The organism is Pseudomonas sp. MM213 (genome assembly GCF_020423045.1).
Lineage (GTDB): Bacteria > Pseudomonadota > Gammaproteobacteria > Pseudomonadales > Pseudomonadaceae > Aquipseudomonas > Aquipseudomonas migulae.
The window spans coordinates 4,691,554-4,714,304 of the sequence record NZ_CP081943.1 but is presented as its reverse complement, the minus strand read 5'-3'; the positions used below and the strand labels follow the sequence as shown (position 1 = coordinate 4,714,304).

Below are 22,751 nucleotides of genomic sequence, written 5' to 3'. Positions count from 1 at the left end.
TTTGAAAAGAGAGTGGGCTTAACTCTACCCCTGACGCCTCAGGCTGAAAACCGATAAGATCGCCGCAACCTGTCAGGAAAACTCACAGATCCCATGAGCCACGACCTTCCCCCCTGAACGCGCTTCGCGCCTTCGAAGCCACTGCCCGCCTGAGCAGCGTCAGCCAGGCCGCCGAACAGCTGCACGTTACCCATGGTGCAGTCAGCCGGCAATTGAAAGTGCTCGAAGAGCATCTCGGGGTGAGTCTGTTCATCAAGGATGGTCGCGGCCTTAAACTCACAGATGCCGGCGTACGATTGCGCGATGCCAGCGCTGAAGCCTTTGAGCGCTTGCGCACCGTCTGCGCCGAGCTGACCCAAAGCACCGCCGACGCGCCGTTCGTGCTCGGCTGTTCGGGCAGTCTGCTGGCGCGCTGGTTTATTCCGCGTCTGGGTCGGTTGAATGCTGATCTACCGGACCTGCGCCTGCACTTGTCCGCCGGAGAAGGCGATCTCGATCCCCGTCGTCCTGGGCTGGACGCCTTGCTGGTGTTCGCCGAGCCGCCATGGCCTGCGGACATGCAGGTTTACGAATTGGCCAGCGAACGCATCGGCCCGGTCATGAGCCCACGCTTCGCCGATTACGAACTGCTTCAACAGGCGCCAGCAAGCGCGCTGCTGAAGCAGCCGTTGCTGCACACCACTTCCCGTCCGCAGGCCTGGCCAAGCTGGGCGCAGCAAAGTGGCCTCGACGCCAAAGCGTTGAAGTACGGGCAGGGCTTCGAGCATTTGTATTATTTGTTGGAGGCAGCAGTGGCCGGTCTTGGTGTCGCGATTGCCCCTGAACCTTTAGTCGCCGAGGACTTGAAGGCAGGTCGCCTGGTTGCGCCGTGGGGTTTCAGCGAAACCCCGGCGCAACTGGCGTTGTGGCTACCCAAGCGCGCCGCGGACGGACGCGCTCGGCAACTGGCGCAGTGGCTGAAAAACGAGCTGCGCCAGACGGATTAATCGCCGCGTTTACACAGCAGATAGGCCGCGAGCAGACCCAACGCCCCCACCGCGACACCGGCTGTAGTCCAAGGGTGTTCCTGGGCGTAGTCGCGAGTGGCGATCCCGGTTTCGCGGGTTTTGACTTTGACTTCTTCGTACGCATCGCTGAGCAAATGACGCGAATGCTTGAGGGCGCTCTCGGCGTTGGCTTTCAACGCCTTGAGGGTTTTACGCGACTCGTCCGAGGCGTCGTCCTTCAGGTTCTCCAAAGACTTCAACAGACTCTCGATCTCGGCTTCCATGCTTTGCAATGAGGCTTTACGTAAAGAGGTATTGGCCATGGTGGCTCTCCTGCATTGATGATGAGTGGCGTGTGTTGGTTGGGACTTCAGAGGTTCAAGAAAGTGCAGTAAATCTGAACTTCTGCCTCTTGAAGGCCGGCAGAAGTAATACGAAAAATCACTGCTAGGCTGTATTTCACACCCTGAGGAGAACGCCCATGACTGACCATCACACTTACAAGAAAGTCGAACTTGTCGGCTCATCCACCAGCAGCATTGAAGACGCCATCAACAACGCGCTGGCCGAAGCCAGTAAAAGTCTCAAGTACATGGAATGGTTCGAAGTGACCGAAACCCGCGGGCACATCAAGGACGGCAAGGCAGCGCACTTCCAGGTGACGCTCAAGGTCGGGTTCCGGATTGCCAGCAGCTAAGATTGAGCTAGTCTTCTGAACTTGCGCGCTGGCCGAGTGCCATAGGGAATGGCAAAGCGCTACATGAGTGCATCCGGCTGATGGCTGGATGCTCCCTTTGATCCGACCAGGGAATGCGACCGATGAAGAAGTTTATGTTGGCGGTAGGTTTGTTGAGCCTTGCGGGCGCGGCGTTTGCTGACGGCAAGCCATGCGAAGAGCTGAAAGCCGAAATCGCAGCGAAGCTGGATGCCAAAGGCGTTTCTGGCTACTCACTGGAAATCGTTGATAAGGGCACCGCTGCTGGCGGAAAAGTCGTCGGCACCTGTGAGAAAGGCACCAAGGAAATCGTCTACAAACGCTAGGCCGATTCCATCGTTAAACGAAAAAGCCGACGCAATGGCGTCGGCTTTTTTATGCGCGCTGTTTAAGCGTCAGCCCTTCATGACTTGCGCCAGCAGCTCGTAGGAATGCACGCGATCGGCATGTTCATACAGGTCGCAGGTAAAAATCAGCTCGTCTGCCTGGGTCTGCTCGATCAATACGTCCAGCTTGGCGCGGATTTTCTGCGGGCTGCCCACCATCGCCAGTCCCAGGAAATCATGCACCGCGTCTTTCTCATGGGGCAGCCACAGGCCATCCATGGTTTTCACCGGCGGACGCTGGACCAGGCTTTGACCACGCATCAACGCGAGGATGCGCTGGTAAACCGATGTCGCCAGATACTCGGCCTGCTCGTCGGTGTCAGCCGCTACCAGCGGAACGCCAAGCATCACGTAGGGCTTGTCCAATACCGCTGAAGGCTTGAAGTGATTGCGATAGACGCGAATCGCCTCATGCATGAAGCGCGGTGCGAAATGGGAAGCGAACGCGTAGGGCAAACCGCGCTCACCTGCCAGTTGTGCACTGAACAGGCTCGACCCCAACAACCAGACCGGGACGTTGGTGCCGGTGCCCGGCATGGCGATGATTCGCTGGTCTGGCGTGCGTGGACCGAGGTAGCGCACCAGCTCCGCCACATCTTCAGGGAAATCATCGGCACTGCCGGAACGCTCACGACGCAAGGCGCGTGCAGTCATCTGATCGGAACCGGGGGCGCGGCCCAGGCCCAGGTCGATCCGGCCCGGATACAGGCTTTCGAGGGTGCCGAACTGCTCGGCAATCACCAATGGCGCGTGGTTGGGCAGCATCACGCCACCTGAACCGACCCGAATGGTCGACGTGCCGCCGGCCAGATAGCCCAGCAACACCGAGGTCGCGGAGCTGGCGATGCCGTCCATGTTGTGGTGCTCGGCCACCCAGAAGCGGTTGTAGCCAAATTTTTCGACGTGCTGCGCCAGGTCCAGGGAATTGCGCAGCGACTGGGCCGCGCTGCCGTTCTCGCGCACGGGCACCAGATCAAGGGTCGAGAACTTGATATCGGACAGTCGTTTCATAAACCTGCTTCTCCAGTTGAGGTCGCAGGTTTTTTCTTGCAAACGAAAACCTGCCGAATCCATAAGCGTGCTTCATGCAATGAGGGCATATACCCGAGTTTCAATAGCCGAGACAAAAAAACCTACGAAAACGGTAGGACTAATGAATTCAGGTGAACTTTGCACCGCCGTCTATCCTCAGAACCCTGGCAACCGAAAACCACGAAGGCGCGACGCTTCGCGCCGGATCTTGAGGAGGCAGACATGGCTATTACCAAGAAAGCATCGGCGCATTGGGAAGGTGACCTGAAAACCGGCATCGGCTCGATTTCCACCGAAACCGGTGTTCTCAGAGAAGCGCCCTACGGCTTCAAGGCACGTTTCGAAGGCGGTAAAGGCACTAATCCGGAAGAGCTGATCGGCGCGGCCCACGCCGGTTGTTTCTCCATGGCTTTTTCGATGATTCTCGGCGACGCCGGTCTCAAGGCTGACAGCATCGATACGAATGCCGAGGTCACGCTGGACCAGGTCGACGGAGGGTTTGCGATCACTGCGGTGAAGTTGATCCTGAAGGCGAAAATCCCTGGGGCGACCCAGGCGCAGTTCGAGGAACTGAGCAATAAAGCCAAAGAAGGCTGCCCGGTGTCCAAAGTGCTGAATGCGAAAATCAGCCTGGATGCGACGCTGCTCTAGACCCGTCTTATCGGGCAAAAAAAATCGCAGCCTTCGACAGGCTGCGATTTTTTTTGCGCTGAAACAAAACCCGGCTGGCGTCCCTGTGGTCGAATAAATGACAGCAGTAAAAACGCATCAACCTGCGTGCTGCCTCAAAGGAGCTTCAATCATGAAACGTTTTGCCCTGGCGATTATCTGCAGTGCACTGGCCACTTCGGCACTCGCTGCGCCCAAGGATTGCGAAGAACTCAAGAACGAGATCGAACTGAAGATTCAGGCGAATGCCGTGCCCTCCTACACGCTGGAAATCGTGTCGAAGGAAGAGGCCGCCCAGCATGACGCCGCGATGGTCGTCGGCACTTGCGACAACGACACCAAAGCCATCATTTACCAGAAGAACGACAGTTGATCCGCCTCACATGAGGCAATAGGACGCTCGGTCTTCAGCGACGATTTCCCGCTTGGCGTTGTACAAACGAGCGCCGGGAGTGAACGCTATCGAACGGCCTTCCAGCACATAACGCTGGCCTGCTTCGAAATGATCGTAGTTGATGGTCAGGTAGCACAACCGTTCCGTGGGACCGCTCATCACACCAAAGCCCCCGCCACCGGGCACTTCAAAGTCGAATCGAACGACCAGCTCATGACTGCCGGGCGTCACCTGGAAGAAACGCCCGTCGCGCAGTCGCTGCTTGTCCAGTCGTTCCGCCATCAGCAACTTATCGTTCGGGAATGGCGTAGAAAACTCGACCCAGGCCATCTGAGGATCGACCGCCGGTAACGGGCTCTGGCAACCGGCAAAGGCGCTTGCCGCGAGCAATAGCAATAACCTGCGCATGATGAATGTCCCGAGGATTGGACATTCAGCATAACGCCGATCAGGTCCGTTGACAGCCTGCCGGAGTGCCTTGGCCTATCACTTTTCGTTGTTGGTCATAGAGCTTGGCCCACGGCCGAAAACCGATATTCCCTGCTTGCAGCTGATATTTCTCACCCGCGTTGAAATTGTTGAATTTCACATTCAGTTGGCAATCGCGCCATAGCGGCTCGGCGTCCGGCCCGATGTTGCTCGGATCGACCGGGAACAGATATCGCACCGTCAATTCATGACTGCCGGGCTGGACCTCGAAGTAGCGCTTGTCGGTGGAGGCCTTGTCATCGACTTCCAGCGCTTGCAGTGCGGTGTCTTCCTGCGGTGTATCGAGATCGATCCACGCTTGAGACGGATCATGGTGGGGTAATCCGAATCCTGCACAGCCTGTCAGCAACAACAGGCCTCCCGTCAGCATCATCTTGCGCATAGCGGAGCTCCAGTCAGGCGGGATAGTCTTGCGGGAAGACTCTCCAGGGATGATTTTATTTTGATCAGGCCGCTTCCAAGCCTTGGGTTACTTGATCGCGTTTTGCGTGTTTTGTTTCCGGGTGTGTTGTTTTTGTTGCTCAACGGTTGCGCCAGCGTCAGCTATTACGGCCAATTGGCCAGCGGCCAGCTGCAATTGCTGCGGGCTCGGGAGCCGGTTTCTGACGTGATTGCCGACCCCACCCGCGATCAAAAGCTGCGTGCGCATCTGGCCCAGTCGCAAAAGGCCCGGGCGTTTGCCAGCCAGCAGCTGCATCTGCCGGATAACCAGAGCTACCGTTTGTACGCCGACATTGGCCGACCGTTCGTAGTCTGGAACGTGTTCGCCACGCCGGAATTTTCCCTGACGCCGCAAAACCACTGCTTTCCCGTCGCCGGTTGCGTCGCTTACCGCGGCTATTACAACCAGAGCGCGGCCCGTGGTGAGGCGGCGTTGCTGCGACTGCAAGGTATGGACGTGTCGATCGGCGGCGTCGAGGCCTATTCGACGCTCGGCTGGTTCAACGATCCGATTATCAGTTCGATGATGGGTTGGGGCGATGAACGGTTGGCAACGCTGATCTTCCATGAACTGGCCCATCAGCGCTTTTATGTGAAGGACGACACGGAGTTCAACGAGTCTTTCGCCACGTTCGTTGAACAGGAAGGCACTCGGCAGTGGCGTGCCCATCGCGGGTTGGCGCCGGACAACGGCGCCCAGGCGCAGCGACGGGATCAGTTCATTCAGCTGGTTCTGGATACGCGCTCGCGACTTGAACAGCTGTATGTCCAGCCGCTACCCGCCGAACAGATGCGCCAACGCAAAGCCGCTGAGTTCGAGCGCCTACGAGCCGAATACCGGCAGATACGCGACAGCCAATGGGCTGGAGATAAACGCTATGACGCGTGGATCAACGCGCCGATGAACAATGCGCGGTTGTTGCCGTTTGGTTTGTACGACCAGTGGGTGCCGGCGTTTGCGGCGTTGTTCCGGCAAGCGGGTGGGGATTGGGTGAAGTTTTATGCGGCGGTGGAGAAGCTTGGTGCTTTGGAGGTTACTGAGCGCAAGGCGGCATTGAAGGCGTTGGCGGAATCGAAAATTTCCGGTGACTGAATAGGCCTCTTCGCGGGCAAGCCTCGCTCCTACAGGACTGATGAACATCCGTAGGAGCGAGGCTTGCCCGCGAAGGCGCCCTTAAGGTCACAACCAGATTGCATCCCACAGTGGATAATTCCCTACCTTCTCAACCAAACCCGCACGCAACGGGTTAGCGACGATGTAGCGAGCAACCGCCTGCAAGTCCTCTTCCTTTCGAATGGCGCGATCATGATAGCCGTGCTGCCAAACCGGACCTTGGCGGCCAACTGAACGATTAAGCGTCACTGCAATGCGTGATTTGGTCCGAGCCATCAACTTGGGTAGCTGAGTATTTTGTAGCTCGATCAACCAATGGAAATGATCAGGCATGACGACCCAAGCTAGCGACGTCGCAAACTCTTCTCGCTCCGCCGTTCGAAAAGCATCAACCACCAAACGCCCATTGTAGAAGTCGCGGAACAACGGTTCTCGATTCAAAAGCACCGCTGTCAGTAGGTAAATCTGCCCGGACTCCGAATATCGTCCTGTGCGCAATCGGTGAGCGTGTTTTAACTCCGGCAATGATGATCCTCCTTGATCGTGGCCTGCCTCTTCAGGCTAGAACGACAAGCAGGATTTTGAGTGGGAACAGTTGATCAGGATGTGTATCGGGTGGCGCCTTCGCGGGCAAGCCTCGCTCCTACGGATCGATGTATGTCCCGTAGGAGCGAGGCTTGCCCGCGAATGCAATTTCGCTAGCGCTGCAAAAACGCCTGATGCATCTCATCCAGCGTTTCAAAATGATAGGTCGGCGCTTCCGCGCTGAGTTCCTCACGGCTGCCAAACCCGTAACCCACCGCTGCCGCATCCAGCCCATTGCTGCGCGCGCCGATCAGGTCGTGTTTGCGGTCGCCGATCATCAAGGTGTTGGCCGGGTCCAGGCCTTCTTCCGCCATCAGGTGGGCGATCAACTCGACTTTGTTGGTCCGCGTGCCATCCAGCTCGCTGCCGTAAATCACCTTGAAGTGTTTGGCGAAGTCGAAGTGCCGGGCGATTTCCCGGGCGAAGATCCACGGCTTGGAGGTCGCGATGTACAGCTGACGCCCTTGCCCGCCGAGGGTTTCGAGCAGCGGCGTGACGCCATCGAACACGCGGTTTTCATACAGACCGGTGACCTTGAAGCGCTCGCGATAGAAATTCACCGCCTCCCACGCCTTGGGCTCGTCGAAGTCGTAGAACTGCATGAACGCCTGCAACAACGGCGGGCCGATGAAGTGTTCAAGCTTGGTCAGGTCGGGTTCTTCGATGCCGAGTTTGCTCAGGGCGAACTGGATCGAACGGGTGATGCCCTCGCGCGGGTCGGTCAGGGTGCCATCGAGGTCGAACAAAACGGTTTGGTAATGCATGTTGAATCCTGAATAAGGGCGCGGGGTCAGAGCTGATCGTAGCCTTCGGCCAGATGCAGGTCCTTGAGCTTCACGTAATTCGCCGCGCTGTAGGTGAAAAAGGCTTTTTCCTTGTCCGTCAGCGGGCGGACCTGTTTCACCGGACTCCCCACATACAGAAAACCACTGTCCAGGCGTTTGCCCGGTGGCACCAGGCTACCGGCGCCGATGATCACATCATCCGCAACCACCGCACCGTCCATGACGATGCTGCCCATGCCGATCAACACCCGGCTACCCACGCTGCACCCATGGAGCATGACTTTGTGCGCGATGGTCACGTCGTCGCCGATCAGCAACGGAAAGCCATCGGGGTTGAACGGCCCGGCGTGGGTGATGTGCAACACACAGCCGTCCTGCACGCTGGTGCGCGCACCGATGCGGATGCGGTGCATGTCGCCGCGGATCACCGTCAGCGGCCAAACGGAGCTGTCATCGCCGATTTCGACGTCGCCGATCACCACCGCCGAACTGTCGACAAAAGCGCCTTTGCCCAGCAGCGGCGTGTGGTTCTGATACTTGCGAAGGGTCACGATAGGGTTTCTCTCTGTTGCCGATAGCTGCGGTGAGCGTCGATTGTAATTAAGATGGCCGCATGTTTCTTCCAGCCAAGGTGCCAAACGTGAGCGTGAACAACCCTCTTTTGCAGTCCTACGACCTGCCGCCGTTCTCGGCGATCCGGGCCGAACACGTGCAACCGGCCATTGAACAGATCCTGGCTGACAACCGCGCCGCGATTATCGAGATCCTCAAAACCCAGGGCAAACAACCAACCTGGGCCGGCCTGGTGCTGGCGATGGACGAACTCAACGATCGCCTCGGCGCTGCCTGGAGCCCGGTCAGTCACCTGAACGCCGTGTGCAACAGCCCCGAATTGCGCGAAGCCTACGAGTCCTGCCTGCCAGCGCTCAGCGCCTACTCCACCGAGCTGGGCCAGAACCGCGAACTGTTCGAGGCCTTCGAAGCCTTGGCCAACAGCCCGGAAGCCGCCGGTTTCGACGTCGCGCAGAAAACTATCCTGGAACACTCCCTGCGTGACTTCCGCCTGTCGGGTATCGACCTGCCAGAAGCCGAGCAGAAACGTTACGCCGAAGTACAAAGCAAGCTCTCCGAACTGGGCAGCCGCTTCTCCAACCAACTGCTCGACGCGACTCAAGCCTGGACCAAGCACGTTACCGACGAAGCCGCCCTCGCCGGCCTGACCGATTCGGCCAAGGCACAAATGGCTGCGGCTGCGCAGGCCAAAGATCTGGAAGGCTTCCTGATCACCCTGGAATTCCCGAGCTACTACGCGGTGATGACCTACGCCCAGGACCGTGCCCTGCGCGAAGAAGTCTACGCCGCCTACTGCACCCGTGCGTCGGACCAAGGCCCGAATGCCGGCCAGAACGATAACGGGCCGGTGATGGAAGAAATCCTCGACCTGCGTCAGGAGCTGGCAAAACTGCTGGGTTTCGCCAGTTTCTCGGAGCTGAGCCTGGCCACCAAGATGGCCGAATCCAGCGATCAGGTGCTCAGCTTCCTGCGCGATCTGGCCAAGCGCAGCAAGCCGTTCGCCGCTCAGGATCTGGACCAGCTCAAGGCTTACGCCGCCGAACAAGGCTGCCCGGACCTGCAAAGCTGGGACAGCGGTTTCTACGGTGAAAAACTCCGCGAACAACGTTACAGCGTTGCCCAGGAAGCCCTGCGCGCTTACTTCCCGATCGACAAAGTGCTGGGCGGCCTGTTCGCCATCGTTCAACGTCTGTACGGCATCGAGATCGCCGAACAGAAAGGCTTCGACACCTGGCACCCGGACGTTCGCCTGTTCGAGATCAAGGAAAACGGCCAGCACGTCGGCCGCTTCTTCTTTGACCTCTACGCCCGCGCCAACAAGCGCGGCGGTGCATGGATGGACGGCGCCCGCGACCGTCGTCGCACGGCCGAGGGCGTGTTGCAAAGCCCGGTGGCCAACCTGGTGTGTAACTTCACCCCGGCCGACAGCGGCAAACCGGCGCTGCTGACCCACGACGAAGTGACCACCCTGTTCCACGAATTCGGTCACGGCCTGCATCACCTGCTGACCCGCGTCGAACACGCCGGCGTATCCGGCATCAACGGCGTGGCGTGGGACGCGGTCGAGTTGCCAAGCCAGTTCATGGAAAACTGGTGCTGGGAGCCGGAAGGCCTGGCGCTGATTTCCGGTCATTACGAAACCGGCGAACCGCTGCCGCAGGACCTGCTGGGCAAAATGCTCGCCGCGAAGAACTTCCAGTCCGGCCTGATGATGGTGCGTCAGCTCGAGTTCTCGCTGTTTGACTTCGAACTGCACGCCACCCACGGCGATGGCCGTAGCGTGCTGCAAGTGCTCGAAGGCATACGCGACGAGGTCTCGGTCATGCGCCCGCCGGCTTACAACCGCTTCCCGAACAGCTTTGCGCACATCTTCGCTGGCGGTTATGCGGCGGGTTACTACAGCTACAAATGGGCTGAAGTACTCTCGGCAGACGCCTTCTCGAAGTTCGAAGAGGACGGCGTGCTCAACGCCGAAACCGGTCGCGCCTTCCGCGAAGCGATCCTCGCGCGCGGTGGTTCGCAGGAGCCGATGGTGCTGTTCGTCGACTTCCGTGGCCGTGCCCCGTCGATTGACGCACTCTTGCGCCACAGCGGCCTGAGTGAGGACGCAGCAGCATGAGCGAGGGGCCTGTGAAGACGAAAAAACGCTTTATCGCCGGGGCAGTCTGCCCGGCCTGCAGCGAGCCGGACAAATTGATGATGTGGAGCGAAGACGATGTCCCGCATCGCGAGTGCGTGGGCTGCGGTTATTCCGACACGTTGAATGAACAAGGCCTGTCCGTGCCCAAGGAATTGGGCACACGGGTCAACACGTCAGCGCTGAAGGCGCCGGACGCCAAGGTTCAGGCCGTGCAGTTTTTCCCGAACCCGAAGCTGAAGAAAAAGCCTGACGAACACTGAGTGCAGCAATGGCCTCCCGCAGCGCAATGCTGTGGGAGGTGCTGTTACTCGACGTGGGCCGACTTGAACCAGCTCTTCATCGAGCAGGCCGCGAACGGGCTTGTACTGCATTCCCCATTGGCCAGCGCCGTGCTCAGCTTCTCGGTATCCGCCTGCATCATGTAACGAATACCGTCCTTGAAGTGGGTGCTGTCGCCAAAGCCACCTTGAGTCATCTCGTTCAGGGCGTCTTCCTTGCTCCAGCCTTGCACCACCACCCGGTACATGGCGGCCATCAGGCCGGTCCGGTCCGAACCATGCTTGCAGTGCATCAACACCGGGCCCTTGGCTTCGGCGGCCTGAATGGTGCGAAGGGCCTTGAGCACATCCGCGTCATCCACGTGGTTGGTGCGATAGGGCAACTGCACCTGGTCTATACCGGGCGTGGCCAGCCAGCTTGAATCCGACTCGGGCAGGAAGTTGATCACGGTGGCGACCTTGAGTTTTTCCAGCAACGGGACGGCTCCGCGGTCAGGCAATGCACTGCGGTAGAGCGTTGGAGACATCTGGAAGAGGTTGTACTGCACCTCGACCGATTGAGCCCACTCCGCAGGACGGGGTGCGACCGCATCGTCAGCGTGGGCGAGCGTCAGATTGAGGAATGCGACCAGCGACAGGCACATCGCAGGGATAAGACGTAGGGACATGCTCGGCGACCGTATGCAAAAAGGCGGGATGACGACGCCAGATTGAGCCCTGATCAGTCAAAGACCTGTGAGCCGTCTGTCAAAGAATCGTGAATCATCCATTTATATACGATTGATCAACCATGGACGACGGTAGTTTCATGCCCCATTGCAACTAAGCCTGTATGAATCTCACACAGACTTAGTTAAATAACAGGCTTAAGGATTGACGATACTGGAATACGCTTTCGCCAAGGCCAACAGTTTCTCCTTGTCATCACTGTCGATATCGCCGTCACCGTCCACATCGCTATTGACTACTTTGATAGTGAAGGACCGGCCACCATCACTGGAGACCGCCGTCACGTAGGCTGAATCCACCAGGGCCTCGGTCGACAGCTCATTCACGGCGTCCCACCCCAGCTCCTTGCGAGCCAGTTGCATCGATACCTGCGCTTCCCGCGGGTTGGCAATACTCGGCGCCAGCAATTGTAAAAAGATACCGCGTTGATTAAATAACGACATTTATTAATTCCATTTAATAAGTAAATACACGGAACTTCGTGCGAAGCGAATACTACTTATCAAGTTAGCATCGGGGCTATTCGATATTTGTTTCCCGGCGTTGCGCCAAGTTGTACTTGTCAATCAATTACACAATAAATGGTCATCCTGCTTTGCCAGGGCGCCAAACGGCACTGGCCGGTTCGCTCAACCTTCGATACTGTATGCACATACAGCTACGAGTATTGTCCGATGAGCACTCCCTTGCCACCCCGCGGTCGCGGCACCGCCACCAACCCGCACAACCGCTTCGCGCCAAACCGCTCGGTGGCGGAGGACGATGGCTGGTATCAGGAGGCGCCGATGACCCAGGGCACCGAGGTGCGCATCGAGACCGCTAAAACCATCATCACCCGCAACAACTCGCCAGACTTGCCCTTCGATCGCTCGATCAATCCGTATCGCGGTTGCGAGCATGGCTGCATTTATTGCTACGCACGGCCCAGCCACGCCTATTGGGACATGTCGCCGGGGCTGGATTTCGAAACCCGATTGATCGCCAAGACCAACGCCGCCGACGTGCTGGAAGAACAGCTGTCCAAACGCGGCTATCAATGTGCGCCGATCAACCTGGGCTCCAACACGGATCCTTATCAACCGATCGAACGCGAACACAAAATCACCCGCAAAACCCTGGAGGTGCTGCTGCGTTACCGTCACCCGGTGACCATCATCACCAAGGGCTCACTGATTCTTCGCGACCTGGACCTGCTGGCCGAACTTGCCGAGCAAAGGCTGGTGGCGGTGATGATCAGCCTCACCACGCTGGACGATGAACTCAAACGCATCCTTGAGCCGCGTGCCGCAGCGCCCAAGGCCCGTCTCCGGGCGATCCGGGTGATGCGTGAAGCCGGGATTCCGGTGGGGGTGCTGTGTTCGCCGATGATTCCGATGATCAACGACAGCGAGCTCGAAAGCCTGTTGACCGAGGCACAAGCGGCCGGCGCACAAAGTGCGGCCTACATGATGCTGCGCCTGCCACTGGAAGTGGCGCCGTTGTTCGAAGAATGGCTGGCGGCCCATTATCCTCAGCGGGCGGCCCATGTGTTGAGCCTGATCCGCCAGAGCCGCGGTGGCGAGCTCTACGACAGTCGGTTTGGCAGCCGGATGCGGGGCGAAGGTCCATTTGCCGATCTGCTGGCGCAACGCTTTGCCAAAACCATCAAACGCTTGGGGCTCAATCAGCGGGAAGGTTTCAATCTGGATTGCGAAGCCTTCTGTCCGCCGGGTCGCCAGATGTCGCTGATTTAAGGACAATTGGCCTATGGTGAGTAATGGAAAACGTGCGGCGCATTTAGGCTGGTCACGTTTTTTGTGATCTGGAACACACGTTCTAGAGCGGTTCATTCAGTTTCAGTTAAGATTCGGCCGCTACCTTGTTCATCGAGTGACTGACGGGTCGAGATTTCCGGCCTGGATGTTTTTTATACAGCCACTGGCTTCACACCGGACAAAACGGGAAAATTCCCTGACTCCGCCAATGAGGATGAATTCATGAGTGACAAGGATAAACAGCCGTTGGCTGCGTCGGCTTCAGCCCAAACCGAGGCAGAAACCGCCGATGCAGCGTTGAAGCATATTGTTGACGGCTTTTTGCATTTTCATCATGAGATCTTTCCGCAGCAGGAAGAGCTCTTCAAAAAACTCGCCACGGCTCAACAGCCAAGGGCGATGTTCATTACCTGCGCCGACTCACGCATCGTGCCTGAACTGATCACCCACAGCTCGCCGGGTGATCTGTTCGTGACCCGTAACGTGGGCAACGTCGTACCGCCTTACGGCCAGATGAACGGTGGCGTATCCACAGCCATCGAGTACGCGGTGCTGGCGCTGGGCGTGCAACACATCATCATCTGCGGCCACTCCGATTGTGGCGCGATGCGTGCGGTGCTCAATCCCGACAGCCTGGAAAAGATGCCCACGGTCAAAGCCTGGCTGCGGCATGCTGAAGTCGCGAAAACCATGGTGCACGACAACTGCAACTGCACCGACGAAAACGAGACCATGCACATCCTCACCGAAGAGAATGTCATCGCCCAATTGCAACACTTGCGTACCCACCCCTCGGTAGCCTCGCGCATGGCGAACGGTCATCTGTTCATCCATGGCTGGGTCTACGACATCGAGACCAGCGCCATCAAAGCTTATGACGCCGATCAGGGTCGTTTCCTGCCGCTCGATGGCAGCCATCCGATACCCGTGGCGACGCCCAAAGCGCGCTTCTAAATCTTCCTAAAAATCTGTGTGGTTTGACCCCGGCCGCTGTTTCAGCGGTCCGGCCTTGCCATGCCTGAAGAAAACTTCGGGAGAATCACCATGCGTGCAGCGCAACTCAAAGCTGTTCTGCCACGGGAGCTGCTCGCTTCAGTGGTCGTGTTTCTGGTCGCCCTGCCTTTGTGCATGGGCATCGCCATCGCCTCGGGCCTGCCACCCGCCAAAGGTCTGATCACCGGGATCGTCGGCGGTCTGGTGGTGGGCTGGCTTGCCGGTTCGCCACTGCAAGTCAGTGGTCCGGCGGCCGGGTTGGCCGTTCTGGTATTCGAACTGGTGCGCCAGCACGGCATCGCCATGCTTGGGCCGATCCTGCTACTGGCGGGTTTCCTGCAACTGGTGGCCGGGCGCTTGAAGCTGGGCTGCTGGTTTCGAGTGACGGCGCCGGCGGTGGTCTACGGCATGCTGGCCGGGATTGGCGTGTTGATCGTGTTGTCACAGGTGCATGTGATGCTCGACTCGGTGCCGAAACCTTCCGGGCTGGATAACCTGGCCGCCTTCCCCGCTGCCGTGGCTCAAGCCTTGCCTTCTTTTGGATGGCAAGCCGGTTTGCTCGGGCTCGCAACCATAGCGGTGATGTGGTTGTGGGAAAAACTCCGCCCACATTCCCTGCGTTTCATTCCGGGAGCGCTACTGGGCGTAGGTCTGGCGACTGTTGCCAGCCTGATGCTCGCCTTGCAGGTCAAACGCGTGGAAGTCCCGGCCAATCTGGCGGAAGCCATCGACTGGCTGAAACCGGAAGACTTGCTCAACCTGGCCGACCCGACCCTGCTGATCGCCGCTTTCGCCGTGGCCTTCATCGCCAGTGCCGAAACCCTGCTCTCGGCCGCAGCGGTAGACCGCATGCACAGCGGCCAACGCTCGGACTTTGACCGGGAATTGTCGGCTCAGGGTGTCGGCAACATGCTCTGCGGCCTGCTCGGTGCACTGCCGATGACCGGCGTGATCGTTCGCAGTTCGGCCAACGTGCAGGCCGGCGCCACCACCCGAATGTCGACGATATTCCATGGCCTGTGGTTGCTGGCGTTCGTGTTGCTGCTGTCGAGCGTGCTGCAAAGCATTCCCGTGGCGAGCCTGGCGGGTGTGTTGGTTTACACAGGTTTCAAATTGGTGGACCTGAAAGCCTTTCGCAGCCTGGGCCGATACGGCCGGATGCCGATGTTCACTTACGCGGCGACAGCGCTGGCGATCATCTTTACCGATCTGTTGACGGGCGTGCTGATCGGCTTCGGACTGACGCTGGCGAAACTGGCGTGGAAGGCCTCACGGTTGAAAATCAGCCTGATCGATCTGCCCAAGGACGGCGAGATGGAATTGCGACTGATCGGGGCGGCGACCTTTCTCAAGGTGCCGGCACTGACTCAGGTGCTGGGGACCATCCCCGCCGGCGCGACGGTGCATGTGCCGCTCAATAACCTGAGCTACATCGATCATTCGTGCCTGGAATTGCTTGAGGAATGGGGGCGGGCCAATGCGGCCAAGGGTTCAACGCTATTGATTGAGGCGCGGGGGTTGAAGCGCAGATTGGAAGGGCGGTTGCGAACCACCGCCGGAGTAGGCTCCACCGCCTAAAACACCCCTGTAGGAGCGAGGCTTGCCCGCGAAGCTTTTGGCGTATTCAAAGACGCCTTCGCGGGCAAGCCTCGCTCCTACAGGGAGCATTGGGATTAGGCGGCGGGTTGGTCCAGCTCAAGACCTACACCCAGCCGGCGCGACATGCATGGCCAGCGTTTCCACGCAGCGCCGGTATCCGGGCTGCTGAGCTTCGCGCGGTAGGCTTCGACCGACTCCAGCGCAAAGCTTTCATCGTCGAGCATGTTATCCACCGCGTGGTGCACCACTTCATCCAGTTGGTTGGCAAATTCCTCACCGATCAGTTGGTGAGCGATCAGGTTGGCGACAGTCATGTCCAAGGGGATCAGTGGCTGGCCAAAATGCTTGATGTACAGGTCGTTGACCTCTTCGACAAACCGATGCGCCAGATAGGCCTCGTCCAGCAGGCTGTCCAGTCCGACGTGCCCTGCCATGATTTCTGGCGGCTGAAGGAAGTATTGCTCGGCAATTTTCAGCACCGGTTTGATCTGTGACTCGATACCCGCTTCCCTGGCGACTTCATTGGCTGCATCCAGCAGATCAGGAACTTCATCGATATAGGCGGCTACAAAACGCGTCAGCACGCCATTGGCATCCGCCTCCGGCAGTTGGATCGATGGGTGTAGATGAGGCAGTTTGCTTTCCAGCTGACGTGTCAGCAGGCCGGTCTCGGCTTCATGTTGTTGGGCTTTTTGGATCTGCTCGCGCAATGCGGCGGTGTTCATGAAAACTCCAGGAAACAAAGGCAATGAAATAGGGAAGACATAACTTAGCTGGCATCCAAAATCTGCTAAGACGCATTTGTCATAAATATTTCATCCTTGAGACGTCAAAGTTATATCGATGTGCCACCACTCCTCTGCATCCTTCTCCATTCGTGACCTAGAACGCAAGTCCCAGCTGTTTCAGATGATTTACGCCCTCACATTGCGAGGTAGCAGTCGCTGTCTATACTCGGGTTGGAATGGAGTTAGCTGATGACGTCCGACTGCACACGCAGCAAGACCCGGCGATTCAAGTTCGTAGTCTGAAAATGCCGCTCCCTTGCCGCAGGTGAAAGCCGGCGGGATAACAAGAACGATAAGGGGAACCCGCAATGATGCGACATCCACACGTCTGGATGGGCCTCCTGTTGTGGTCGATTTTCAGTCAGGCACAAGCGGCCTGGACTGTGAATATGGCGCCGGGAGCGACTGAAATCAGTCACGCAGTATTTGACCTGCACATGACCATTTTCTGGATCTGTGTAGTGATCGGCATCATCGTCTTCGGCGCCATGTTCTGGTCGATGATCCTCCACCGCCGCTCGACCGGGCAGGTGGCCGCAAAGTTTCATGAAAGCACTACCGTCGAAATCCTCTGGACCATCGTGCCCTTCATCATTTTGGTGGCCATGGCGGTACCGGCGACGGCGACCCTGATCAAGATGTACGACGCCAGTGAGCCGGATATCGATATCCAGGTCACCGGCTATCAGTGGAAGTGGCACTACAAATACCTGGGCCAGGACGTCGAGTTCTTCAGCAACCTGGCCACTCCCGCCGACCAGATTCACAACAAGGAAGCCAAGGGCGAGCACTACTTGCTCGAGGTCGACAAGCCGCTGGTGCTGCCGATCGGCGCCAAGGTGCGCTTCCTGGTGACCTCTGCCGACGTCATCCACTCCTGGTGGGTGCCGGCCTTCGCGGTCAAGCGCGATGCGATCCCGGGGTTCGTCAACGAAGCCTGGACCCGCGTCGACAAGCCCGGCCTCTATCGTGGCCAATGCGCCGAGTTGTGCGGCAAGGACCACGGCTTCATGCCGATCGTGGTCGAGGTCAAGGAAAAGGCCGATTACGAAAAATGGCTGGGCGAGCGCAAGGCCGAAGCTGCGCAACTCAAAGAACTGACCAGCAAGGAATGGACCCTCGACGAGCTCAAGGAGCGCGGCGACAAGGTCTATCACACCACTTGCGTGGCCTGTCACCAGGCCGAAGGCCAGGGCCTGCCGCCGATGTTCCCGGCGCTCAAGGGCTCGAAAATCGCCACCGGACCGATCAAGGATCACTTGGGCATTGTCTTCCACGGCAAGCCTGGCACCGCCATGGCGGCGTTCGGCAAGCAGCTGTCGGAAGTCGATATCGCAGCGGTCGTGACCTACGAACGTAACGCCTGGGGCAATAACAAGGGCGACATGGTCACGCCTAAAGAAGTGCTGGAGCTGAAACAGGCGGAAAGCAAATGACCCGGTCTATTGCGTACACCAGCAACCGGTCGGGGCTACGCGCCCCGGCCCGCCCAGCCCATCTGTTTGCAGGAGACAGGACATGACTGCTGTAATCGATGAACCTGTTCATACCCACACCGAGCACGCCCACGGCCCAGCCAAAGGCCTGATGCGCTGGGTGCTGACCACCAACCATAAGGATATCGGCACGCTGTACCTGTGGTTCGCGTTCTCCATGTTCCTCTTGGGCGGTTCGTTCGCGATGGTGATTCGCGCCGAACTGTTCCAGCCGGGATTGCAGATCGTCCAGCCGGAATTCTTTAACCAGATGACCACCATGCACGGTCTGGTGATGGTCTTCGGTGCGGTGATGCCGGCCTTCGTCGGCCTCGCCAACTGGATGGTCCCGCTGATGATCGGCGCGCCAGACATGGCGCTGCCGCGGATGAACAACTTCAGCTTCTGGCTGCTGCCGGCGGCGTTCCTGCTGTTGGTGTCGACCCTGTTCACCCCCGGTGGCGGGCCGAACTTCGGCTGGACGTTCTACGCGCCGCTATCCACGACCTATGCGCCGGAAAGCGTGACGTTCTTCATCTTCGCCATCCACTTGATGGGGATCAGTTCGATCATGGGCGCGATCAACGTGATCGCCACCATCCTCAACTTGCGCGCCCCCGGCATGACGTTGATGAAAATGCCGCTGTTCGTCTGGACCTGGCTGATCACCGCGTTCCTGCTGATCGCGGTGATGCCGGTACTGGCCGGTTGCGTGACGATGATGCTGATGGACATCCACTTCGGCACCAGCTTCTTCAGTGCTGCCGGTGGCGGTGATCCGGTGTTGTTCCAGCATGTGTTCTGGTTCTTCGGTCACCCGGAGGTGTACATCATGATCCTGCCGGCCTTCGGTGCCGTCAGTTCGATCATCCCGGCGTTCTCGCGCAAGCCGCTGTTTGGCTACACCTCGATGGTCTATGCCACGGCATCTATTGCGTTCCTGTCCTTTATCGTCTGGGCGCACCACATGTTCGTGGTGGGCATTCCGCTGGTGGGCGAGCTGTTCTTCATGTACGCCACGCTGCTGATTGCCGTGCCCACCGGGGTGAAGGTGTTCAACTGGGCCAGCACCATGTGGCAAGGCTCGCTGACCTTCGAGACACCGATGCTGTTTGCCGTGGCGTTCGTGATCCTGTTCTCCATCGGCGGCTTCTCCGGGTTGATGCTGGCCATCGCCCCGGCGGACTTCCAGTACCAGGACACCTACTTCGTGGTCGCGCATTTCCACTACGTGCTGGTGCCGGGGGCGATCTTCGGGATCTTCGCGTCAGCCTACTACTGGATGCCGAAATGGACCGGCCACATGTACGACGAAACCCTCGGCAAGCTGCACTTCTGGCTCTCGTTCATCGGCATGAACATGGCGTTCTTCCCGATGCACTTCGTGGGGCTGGCGGGTATGCCGCGGCGGATTCCGGACTACAACCTGCAATTCGCCGACTTCAACATGGTGTCGTCGATCGGCGCATTCATGTTCGGCGCCACGCAGATCTTCTTCCTGTTCATCGTGATCAAGACCATCCGTGGCGGCCCACCAGCACCGGCCAAACCGTGGGATGGCGCGGAAGGCCTGGAATGGAGCATCCCGTCACCGGCGCCGTACCACACGTTCACCACGCCGCCGGAAGTGAAATGAAACACCTCGGTCCTGTAGGAGCCGGCTTGCTGGCGATGAACGATTACGCGGTGCGCCTGACGCACCGCGGTGTTTGCATCGCCAGCAAGCCGGCTCCTACAGGGTTCGGTGTTGAGGGTTTGAATCATGGCTGATTCTGTTTCGATGAAAAAACTGGTCACCCGCCTGTTGCTGGTGGTGGTGGCGATGTTTATTTTCGGCTTTGCCCTGGTGCCGATCTACGACGTGATGTGCAAGGCGTTCGGCATCAACGGCAAGACCGCCGGGCAATACGAAGGCGAACAAACCGTCGATACCTCGCGGCAAGTCCGCGTGCAGTTTCTGTCGACCAACTCTGCTGACATGTCCTGGGATTTCTACCCCAAGAGCGATGAGTTGACGGCCAACCCAGGGGCGGTCAACGAGATGATCTTCATCGCCCACAACCCGACCGACCGGCCGATGAGCGCGCAAGCGGTGCCGAGCATCGCGCCGAGCAACGCGGCGGCGTATTTCCACAAAACCGAATGTTTCTGCTTTACCCAGCAAGTGCTGCAGCCCGGTCAACGGATCGAGATGCCGGTACGTTTCATCGTTGACCGCGACATGCCCAAGGAAGTGAAGCACCTGACGCTGTCCTACACGCTGTTCGATATCACCGCCCGACATCCACCGGTGGCTGTAAATACTGGCGGCTGAGCGTGCCCGATAAGGAGAACAATAAATGGCAACTCATGAGCACTATTACGTACCGGCCCAAAGCAAATGGCCGATCATCGCCACGGTCGGGATGTTCATCACCGTGTATGGCCTGGCCACCTGGTTCAACGATCTGAAAGCGGCGCGGCCGGAATCCCACGGCCCGTTGATCTTTTTCGTCGGCGGCCTGCTGCTGGCGTACATGCTGTTCGGCTGGTTCGGCACGGTGATCAAGGAAAGTCGCAGCGGTTTGTACAGCGCGCAGATGGATCGCTCGTTCCGCTGGGGCATGAGCTGGTTCATTTTCTCGGAGGTGATGTTCTTCATCGCCTTTTTCGGTGCGCTGTTTTACGTGCGCCACGTGTCCGGACCGGCACTTGGTGGCGAAGGCACCAAAGGCCTCGCCCACATGCTGTGGCCTGCCTTCCAGTGGACCTGGCCGCTGCTGAACAACCCGGACTCCAAACTCTTTGTGCCCCCGAAGGAAGTCATCAGCCCCTGGGGCCTGCCGTTGCTCAATACCGTGTTGCTGGTGAGTTCCAGCGTCACGATAACCATCGCCCACCACGCCTTGAGAAAAGGCCATCGCGGCGCGTTGAAAATCTGGCTGGCGATCACCGTGTTGCTGGGCTGCGCATTCCTCGGCTTCCAGGCCGAAGAGTACATCCACGCCTATCACGAACTGGGCCTGACTCTGGGTTCGGGCATCTATGGCGCGACGTTCTTCATGCTCACCGGATTCCACGGCGCCCACGTAACCATTGGCACCATCATTTTGTTTGTGATGCTGATGCGAATCCTGCGCGGACACTTCGATAACGAGCACCAATTCGGATTCGAGGCAGCGAGCTGGTATTGGCACTTCGTGGATGTCGTGTGGATCGGGTTGTTCATTTTCGTCTACGTGTTGTAGGAGCCAGCAAGCTGGCTCCTACAAGTTACCAAGGCGCAGTAGAGACTAACTGGCCGCTGAAAAAACCCCAGGCGATCAAGCCGACGGTAACAGCGGCCAGGGCAACACGGACACTCAAGGCAATGACGAGGCGGTTCGAGCTGCTGTCGTCCTTGACCAGAAAAAACAGGCCGCTGAACAGGCTGACAACCGTGGCAATCAGCATCAGGACGATGGCTGCTTTGAGCATGGTGGGACTCCGGGGGACAGGCGATGCACTTGAGTATAGCTATCGCGACCAATGACTTTCTGGCGACGCCATGAAGCGCTTTCGGCCGGGCATCGTGCCGACGCTGGTGGTCGCCCTCCTGCTGCCGCTGCTGGTGTCGCTCGGCTTCTGGCAACTGGGCCGTGGCGCAGAGAAAAGCGCGCTGCTGCACACCTACGCCGAACGCCGTGCCGCCGAACCGATGGCCAGCACCGAACTGCCACACACCGAGGATCCGGCCTTTCGCCGGGTTCGCCTGCACGGCCAGTTCGACGCCGCGCACAGTCTGCTGCTGGATAACCGTCAACGCGACGGCAAGGTTGGCGTCGAGCTGCTGCAACCGTTTCAGGATCAGGCGACCGGGCTCTGGCTGCTGGTCAATCGCGGCTGGCTGCCATGGCCGGACCGGCGCACGCCGCCGCAATTCACCACACCCGCCCAGGCATTGAGTCTCGATGCCTGGGTCTACGTTTCCCCCGGCGCGACGTTTCAATTACACGCTGACCCGGACAGCACAACCTGGCCGCAGCTGATCACAGCGGTCGAGCCGACCAAGCTCTGGTCCGCGTTGGGCCGTGAAGGGTTTGCCTACGAATTACGCGCAGAAAACAGCCTTGCGACCTACCGGGCCGACTGGCCGATCGTCGCCACAGGGCCGGAAAAACACATCGCTTATGCCGTGCAGTGGTTCGCCATGTCGATCGCCCTGCTCGGCCTTTTTATCTACCTCGGCTGGCACAACGCAAAGGAGAAACACCATGGGAGCGGCCATGAATCCACCCAGCATGTCTGAAGCGAAAACGCCGGCGAACCGGCGCAAGGGTCGCTTGCAGCTGTTACTGATCCTGCTCGTGGTGATCGGCCCGATGATCCTCGCCACCGGCATGTACAAACTGAATTTCTGGGTGCCGGAAGGCCGCAGCTATCACGGCGAACTGATCGGCAACGGCCAGACCCGCGCCGACCTTGGCGTGCAGGCGCAGGAAGAGCGCTGGCAACTACTGGTCACGGCACCGAAGGCGTGTGCGGTGGACTGCCAGCAACTGGTGTACCTAGCCCGGCAAATCCAGATCGGCCTCGGTCGCGACGCGTCCCGCGCCAGTCATGCCATCGCCACCGCGCAGCCGCTGAACAGCGATTACGAGACTAAACTTCAACGCGAGTACCCGCAGTTGCAGCGGTATTCCCTGGACCTGCCGACCTACACCAAAGGCGCTCAGAGCAATGACACGCCGCACCTGTGGATCATCGACCCCCACGGCAATCTGGTGCTGCGCTACGACCCGACGGTGAAGGGCAAGGACTTGCTCAACGACCTGCGCCATCTGCTGAAACTGTCGAACATCGGATAA

At 58.9% G+C, this 22,751-nt stretch carries 27 protein-coding genes and 1 pseudogene; 17 read left to right on the top strand and 11 right to left on the bottom strand.

Annotation, left to right across the window (positions count from 1 at the left end):
• The first annotated feature begins 93 nt into the window (after nt 1-93).
• Nucleotides 94-986: pseudogene (locus K5R88_RS21600) on the top strand (LysR family transcriptional regulator).
• On the opposite strand, the gene K5R88_RS21595 reads toward K5R88_RS21600, so the two are convergent.
• On the bottom strand, nt 983-1,309 hold the full coding sequence (locus K5R88_RS21595; RefSeq protein ID WP_008027738.1) for a DUF883 family protein: 327 nt from the start codon (nt 1,307-1,309) through the stop codon (nt 983-985). The pseudogene K5R88_RS21600 and the gene K5R88_RS21595 sit on opposite strands and share 4 nt — an antisense overlap.
• Nucleotides 1,310-1,467: 158 nt before the next feature.
• Between K5R88_RS21595 and K5R88_RS21590 the strand changes: the two genes are divergently transcribed.
• Both K5R88_RS21590 and K5R88_RS21585 read left to right on the top strand, forming a co-directional pair.
• Nucleotides 1,468-1,683: a dodecin gene (locus K5R88_RS21590; protein ID WP_008027736.1), complete on the top strand. Its 216-nt coding sequence runs from the start codon at nt 1,468-1,470 to the stop codon at nt 1,681-1,683.
• Between the two features lie 122 nt (nt 1,684-1,805).
• Nucleotides 1,806-2,027: a DUF1161 domain-containing protein gene (locus K5R88_RS21585; protein WP_223450133.1), complete on the top strand. Its 222-nt coding sequence runs from the start codon at nt 1,806-1,808 to the stop codon at nt 2,025-2,027.
• 69 nt (nt 2,028-2,096) lie between these two features.
• On the opposite strand, the gene K5R88_RS21580 is transcribed toward K5R88_RS21585, so the two are convergent.
• Nucleotides 2,097-3,098, bottom strand: a complete 1,002-nt coding sequence (locus K5R88_RS21580; RefSeq protein WP_008027732.1) for an LLM class flavin-dependent oxidoreductase — start codon at nt 3,096-3,098, stop codon at nt 2,097-2,099.
• A 243-nt stretch (nt 3,099-3,341) separates the two neighbouring features.
• Here K5R88_RS21580 and K5R88_RS21575 point away from each other — a divergent pair, with 243 nt between their 5' ends.
• Both K5R88_RS21575 and K5R88_RS21570 read left to right on the top strand, forming a co-directional pair.
• Nucleotides 3,342-3,770 (top strand): OsmC family protein, encoded by a 429-nt coding sequence (locus K5R88_RS21575; protein ID WP_008044663.1) that lies wholly within the window; start codon nt 3,342-3,344, stop codon nt 3,768-3,770.
• Nucleotides 3,771-3,921: 151 nt separating this feature from the next.
• Nucleotides 3,922-4,161 (top strand): DUF1161 domain-containing protein, encoded by a 240-nt coding sequence (locus K5R88_RS21570; protein WP_226298318.1) that lies wholly within the window; start codon nt 3,922-3,924, stop codon nt 4,159-4,161.
• A 6-nt stretch (nt 4,162-4,167) separates the two neighbouring features.
• Here the strand turns inward: K5R88_RS21570 and K5R88_RS21565 are convergent, their stop codons facing one another.
• Complete coding sequence (locus K5R88_RS21565) at nt 4,168-4,590, bottom strand: PA0061/PA0062 family lipoprotein (RefSeq protein ID WP_223450131.1); 423 nt, start codon at nt 4,588-4,590, stop codon at nt 4,168-4,170.
• A 40-nt stretch (nt 4,591-4,630) separates the two neighbouring features.
• Entirely contained in the window at nt 4,631-5,053 is a 423-nt protein-coding gene (locus K5R88_RS21560; protein ID WP_008027723.1) for a PA0061/PA0062 family lipoprotein, read from the bottom strand.
• A gap of 60 nt (nt 5,054-5,113) precedes the next feature.
• Here K5R88_RS21560 and K5R88_RS21555 point away from each other — a divergent pair, with 60 nt between their 5' ends.
• Entirely contained in the window at nt 5,114-6,205 is a 1,092-nt protein-coding gene (locus K5R88_RS21555) for an aminopeptidase (RefSeq protein ID WP_226298317.1), read from the top strand.
• An 87-nt stretch (nt 6,206-6,292) separates the two neighbouring features.
• Here K5R88_RS21555 and K5R88_RS21550 read toward each other — a convergent pair whose 3' ends face one another.
• The 3 genes from K5R88_RS21550 to K5R88_RS21540 all read right to left on the bottom strand — a co-directional run bounded on the left by K5R88_RS21550 (nt 6,293) and on the right by K5R88_RS21540 (nt 8,147).
• Nucleotides 6,293-6,751: an REP-associated tyrosine transposase gene (locus K5R88_RS21550; RefSeq protein WP_192228107.1), complete on the bottom strand. Its 459-nt coding sequence runs from the start codon at nt 6,749-6,751 to the stop codon at nt 6,293-6,295.
• 173 nt (nt 6,752-6,924) lie between these two features.
• A complete protein-coding gene (locus K5R88_RS21545) occupies nt 6,925-7,575 on the bottom strand; it encodes an HAD family hydrolase (protein ID WP_008044671.1) in 651 nt (216 codons plus the stop codon).
• A gap of 26 nt (nt 7,576-7,601) precedes the next feature.
• Nucleotides 7,602-8,147, bottom strand: a complete 546-nt coding sequence (locus K5R88_RS21540) for a gamma carbonic anhydrase family protein (protein ID WP_223415770.1) — start codon at nt 8,145-8,147, stop codon at nt 7,602-7,604.
• Between the two features lie 62 nt (nt 8,148-8,209).
• On the opposite strand from K5R88_RS21540, the gene prlC reads away from it, so the two are divergent.
• Both prlC and K5R88_RS21530 read left to right on the top strand, forming a co-directional pair.
• Nucleotides 8,210-10,288, top strand: coding sequence for an oligopeptidase A (gene prlC / locus K5R88_RS21535; RefSeq protein WP_223450129.1), 2,079 nt, complete (start codon nt 8,210-8,212; stop codon nt 10,286-10,288).
• The gene (locus K5R88_RS21530) at nt 10,285-10,569 is read left to right on the top strand and encodes a YheV family putative zinc ribbon protein (RefSeq protein WP_008027712.1); all 285 of its coding nucleotides are present in this window, start codon (nt 10,285-10,287) and stop codon (nt 10,567-10,569) included. Before prlC ends, K5R88_RS21530 begins: the two co-directional genes overlap by 4 nt.
• 44 nt (nt 10,570-10,613) lie before the next feature.
• Here the strand turns inward: K5R88_RS21530 and K5R88_RS21525 are convergent, their stop codons facing one another.
• Entirely contained in the window at nt 10,614-11,255 is a 642-nt protein-coding gene (locus K5R88_RS21525; protein WP_226298316.1) for a dual specificity protein phosphatase family protein, read from the bottom strand.
• Nucleotides 11,256-11,453: 198 nt separating this feature from the next.
• Nucleotides 11,454-11,759: a hypothetical protein gene (locus tag K5R88_RS21520; RefSeq protein ID WP_207285020.1), complete on the bottom strand. Its 306-nt coding sequence runs from the start codon at nt 11,757-11,759 to the stop codon at nt 11,454-11,456.
• A gap of 231 nt (nt 11,760-11,990) precedes the next feature.
• Between K5R88_RS21520 and K5R88_RS21515 the strand changes: the two genes are divergently transcribed.
• The 3 genes from K5R88_RS21515 (at nt 11,991) to K5R88_RS21505 (ending at nt 15,641) form a co-directional block, all read left to right on the top strand.
• The gene (locus K5R88_RS21515) at nt 11,991-13,049 is read left to right on the top strand and encodes a PA0069 family radical SAM protein (RefSeq protein WP_008027708.1); all 1,059 of its coding nucleotides are present in this window, start codon (nt 11,991-11,993) and stop codon (nt 13,047-13,049) included.
• 243 nt (nt 13,050-13,292) lie between these two features.
• Complete coding sequence (locus K5R88_RS21510; RefSeq protein WP_008044681.1) at nt 13,293-14,024, top strand: carbonic anhydrase; 732 nt, start codon at nt 13,293-13,295, stop codon at nt 14,022-14,024.
• A gap of 90 nt (nt 14,025-14,114) precedes the next feature.
• On the top strand, nt 14,115-15,641 hold the full coding sequence (locus K5R88_RS21505; RefSeq protein WP_207285019.1) for a SulP family inorganic anion transporter: 1,527 nt from the start codon (nt 14,115-14,117) through the stop codon (nt 15,639-15,641).
• A gap of 95 nt (nt 15,642-15,736) precedes the next feature.
• Here the strand turns inward: K5R88_RS21505 and K5R88_RS21500 are convergent, their stop codons facing one another.
• The gene (locus K5R88_RS21500) at nt 15,737-16,387 is read right to left on the bottom strand and encodes a hypothetical protein (RefSeq protein WP_008027703.1); all 651 of its coding nucleotides are present in this window, start codon (nt 16,385-16,387) and stop codon (nt 15,737-15,739) included.
• Between the two features lie 371 nt (nt 16,388-16,758).
• Here K5R88_RS21500 and coxB point away from each other — a divergent pair, with 371 nt between their 5' ends.
• The 4 genes from coxB to K5R88_RS21480 all read left to right on the top strand — a co-directional run bounded on the left by coxB (nt 16,759) and on the right by K5R88_RS21480 (nt 21,152).
• Nucleotides 16,759-17,886: a cytochrome c oxidase subunit II gene (coxB, locus tag K5R88_RS21495; RefSeq protein ID WP_008027701.1), complete on the top strand. Its 1,128-nt coding sequence runs from the start codon at nt 16,759-16,761 to the stop codon at nt 17,884-17,886.
• Nucleotides 17,887-17,968: 82 nt separating this feature from the next.
• The gene (gene ctaD / locus K5R88_RS21490) at nt 17,969-19,561 is read left to right on the top strand and encodes a cytochrome c oxidase subunit I (RefSeq protein ID WP_008027700.1); all 1,593 of its coding nucleotides are present in this window, start codon (nt 17,969-17,971) and stop codon (nt 19,559-19,561) included.
• Nucleotides 19,562-19,687: 126 nt separating this feature from the next.
• Nucleotides 19,688-20,239 (top strand): cytochrome c oxidase assembly protein, encoded by a 552-nt coding sequence (locus K5R88_RS21485; RefSeq protein ID WP_226298315.1) that lies wholly within the window; start codon nt 19,688-19,690, stop codon nt 20,237-20,239.
• A 25-nt stretch (nt 20,240-20,264) separates the two neighbouring features.
• On the top strand, nt 20,265-21,152 hold the full coding sequence (locus K5R88_RS21480; protein WP_008027694.1) for a cytochrome c oxidase subunit 3: 888 nt from the start codon (nt 20,265-20,267) through the stop codon (nt 21,150-21,152).
• Nucleotides 21,153-21,177: 25 nt separating this feature from the next.
• Here the strand turns inward: K5R88_RS21480 and K5R88_RS21475 are convergent, their stop codons facing one another.
• Nucleotides 21,178-21,381, bottom strand: coding sequence for a twin transmembrane helix small protein (locus tag K5R88_RS21475; RefSeq protein ID WP_008027692.1), 204 nt, complete (start codon nt 21,379-21,381; stop codon nt 21,178-21,180).
• 70 nt (nt 21,382-21,451) lie between these two features.
• On the opposite strand from K5R88_RS21475, the gene K5R88_RS21470 reads away from it, so the two are divergent.
• Both K5R88_RS21470 and K5R88_RS21465 read left to right on the top strand, forming a co-directional pair.
• Nucleotides 21,452-22,192, top strand: coding sequence for an SURF1 family protein (locus K5R88_RS21470; protein ID WP_008044693.1), 741 nt, complete (start codon nt 21,452-21,454; stop codon nt 22,190-22,192).
• Nucleotides 22,158-22,751: a hypothetical protein gene (locus K5R88_RS21465; RefSeq protein WP_008027689.1), complete on the top strand. Its 594-nt coding sequence runs from the start codon at nt 22,158-22,160 to the stop codon at nt 22,749-22,751. The genes K5R88_RS21470 and K5R88_RS21465 overlap by 35 nt, the downstream gene beginning before the upstream one ends.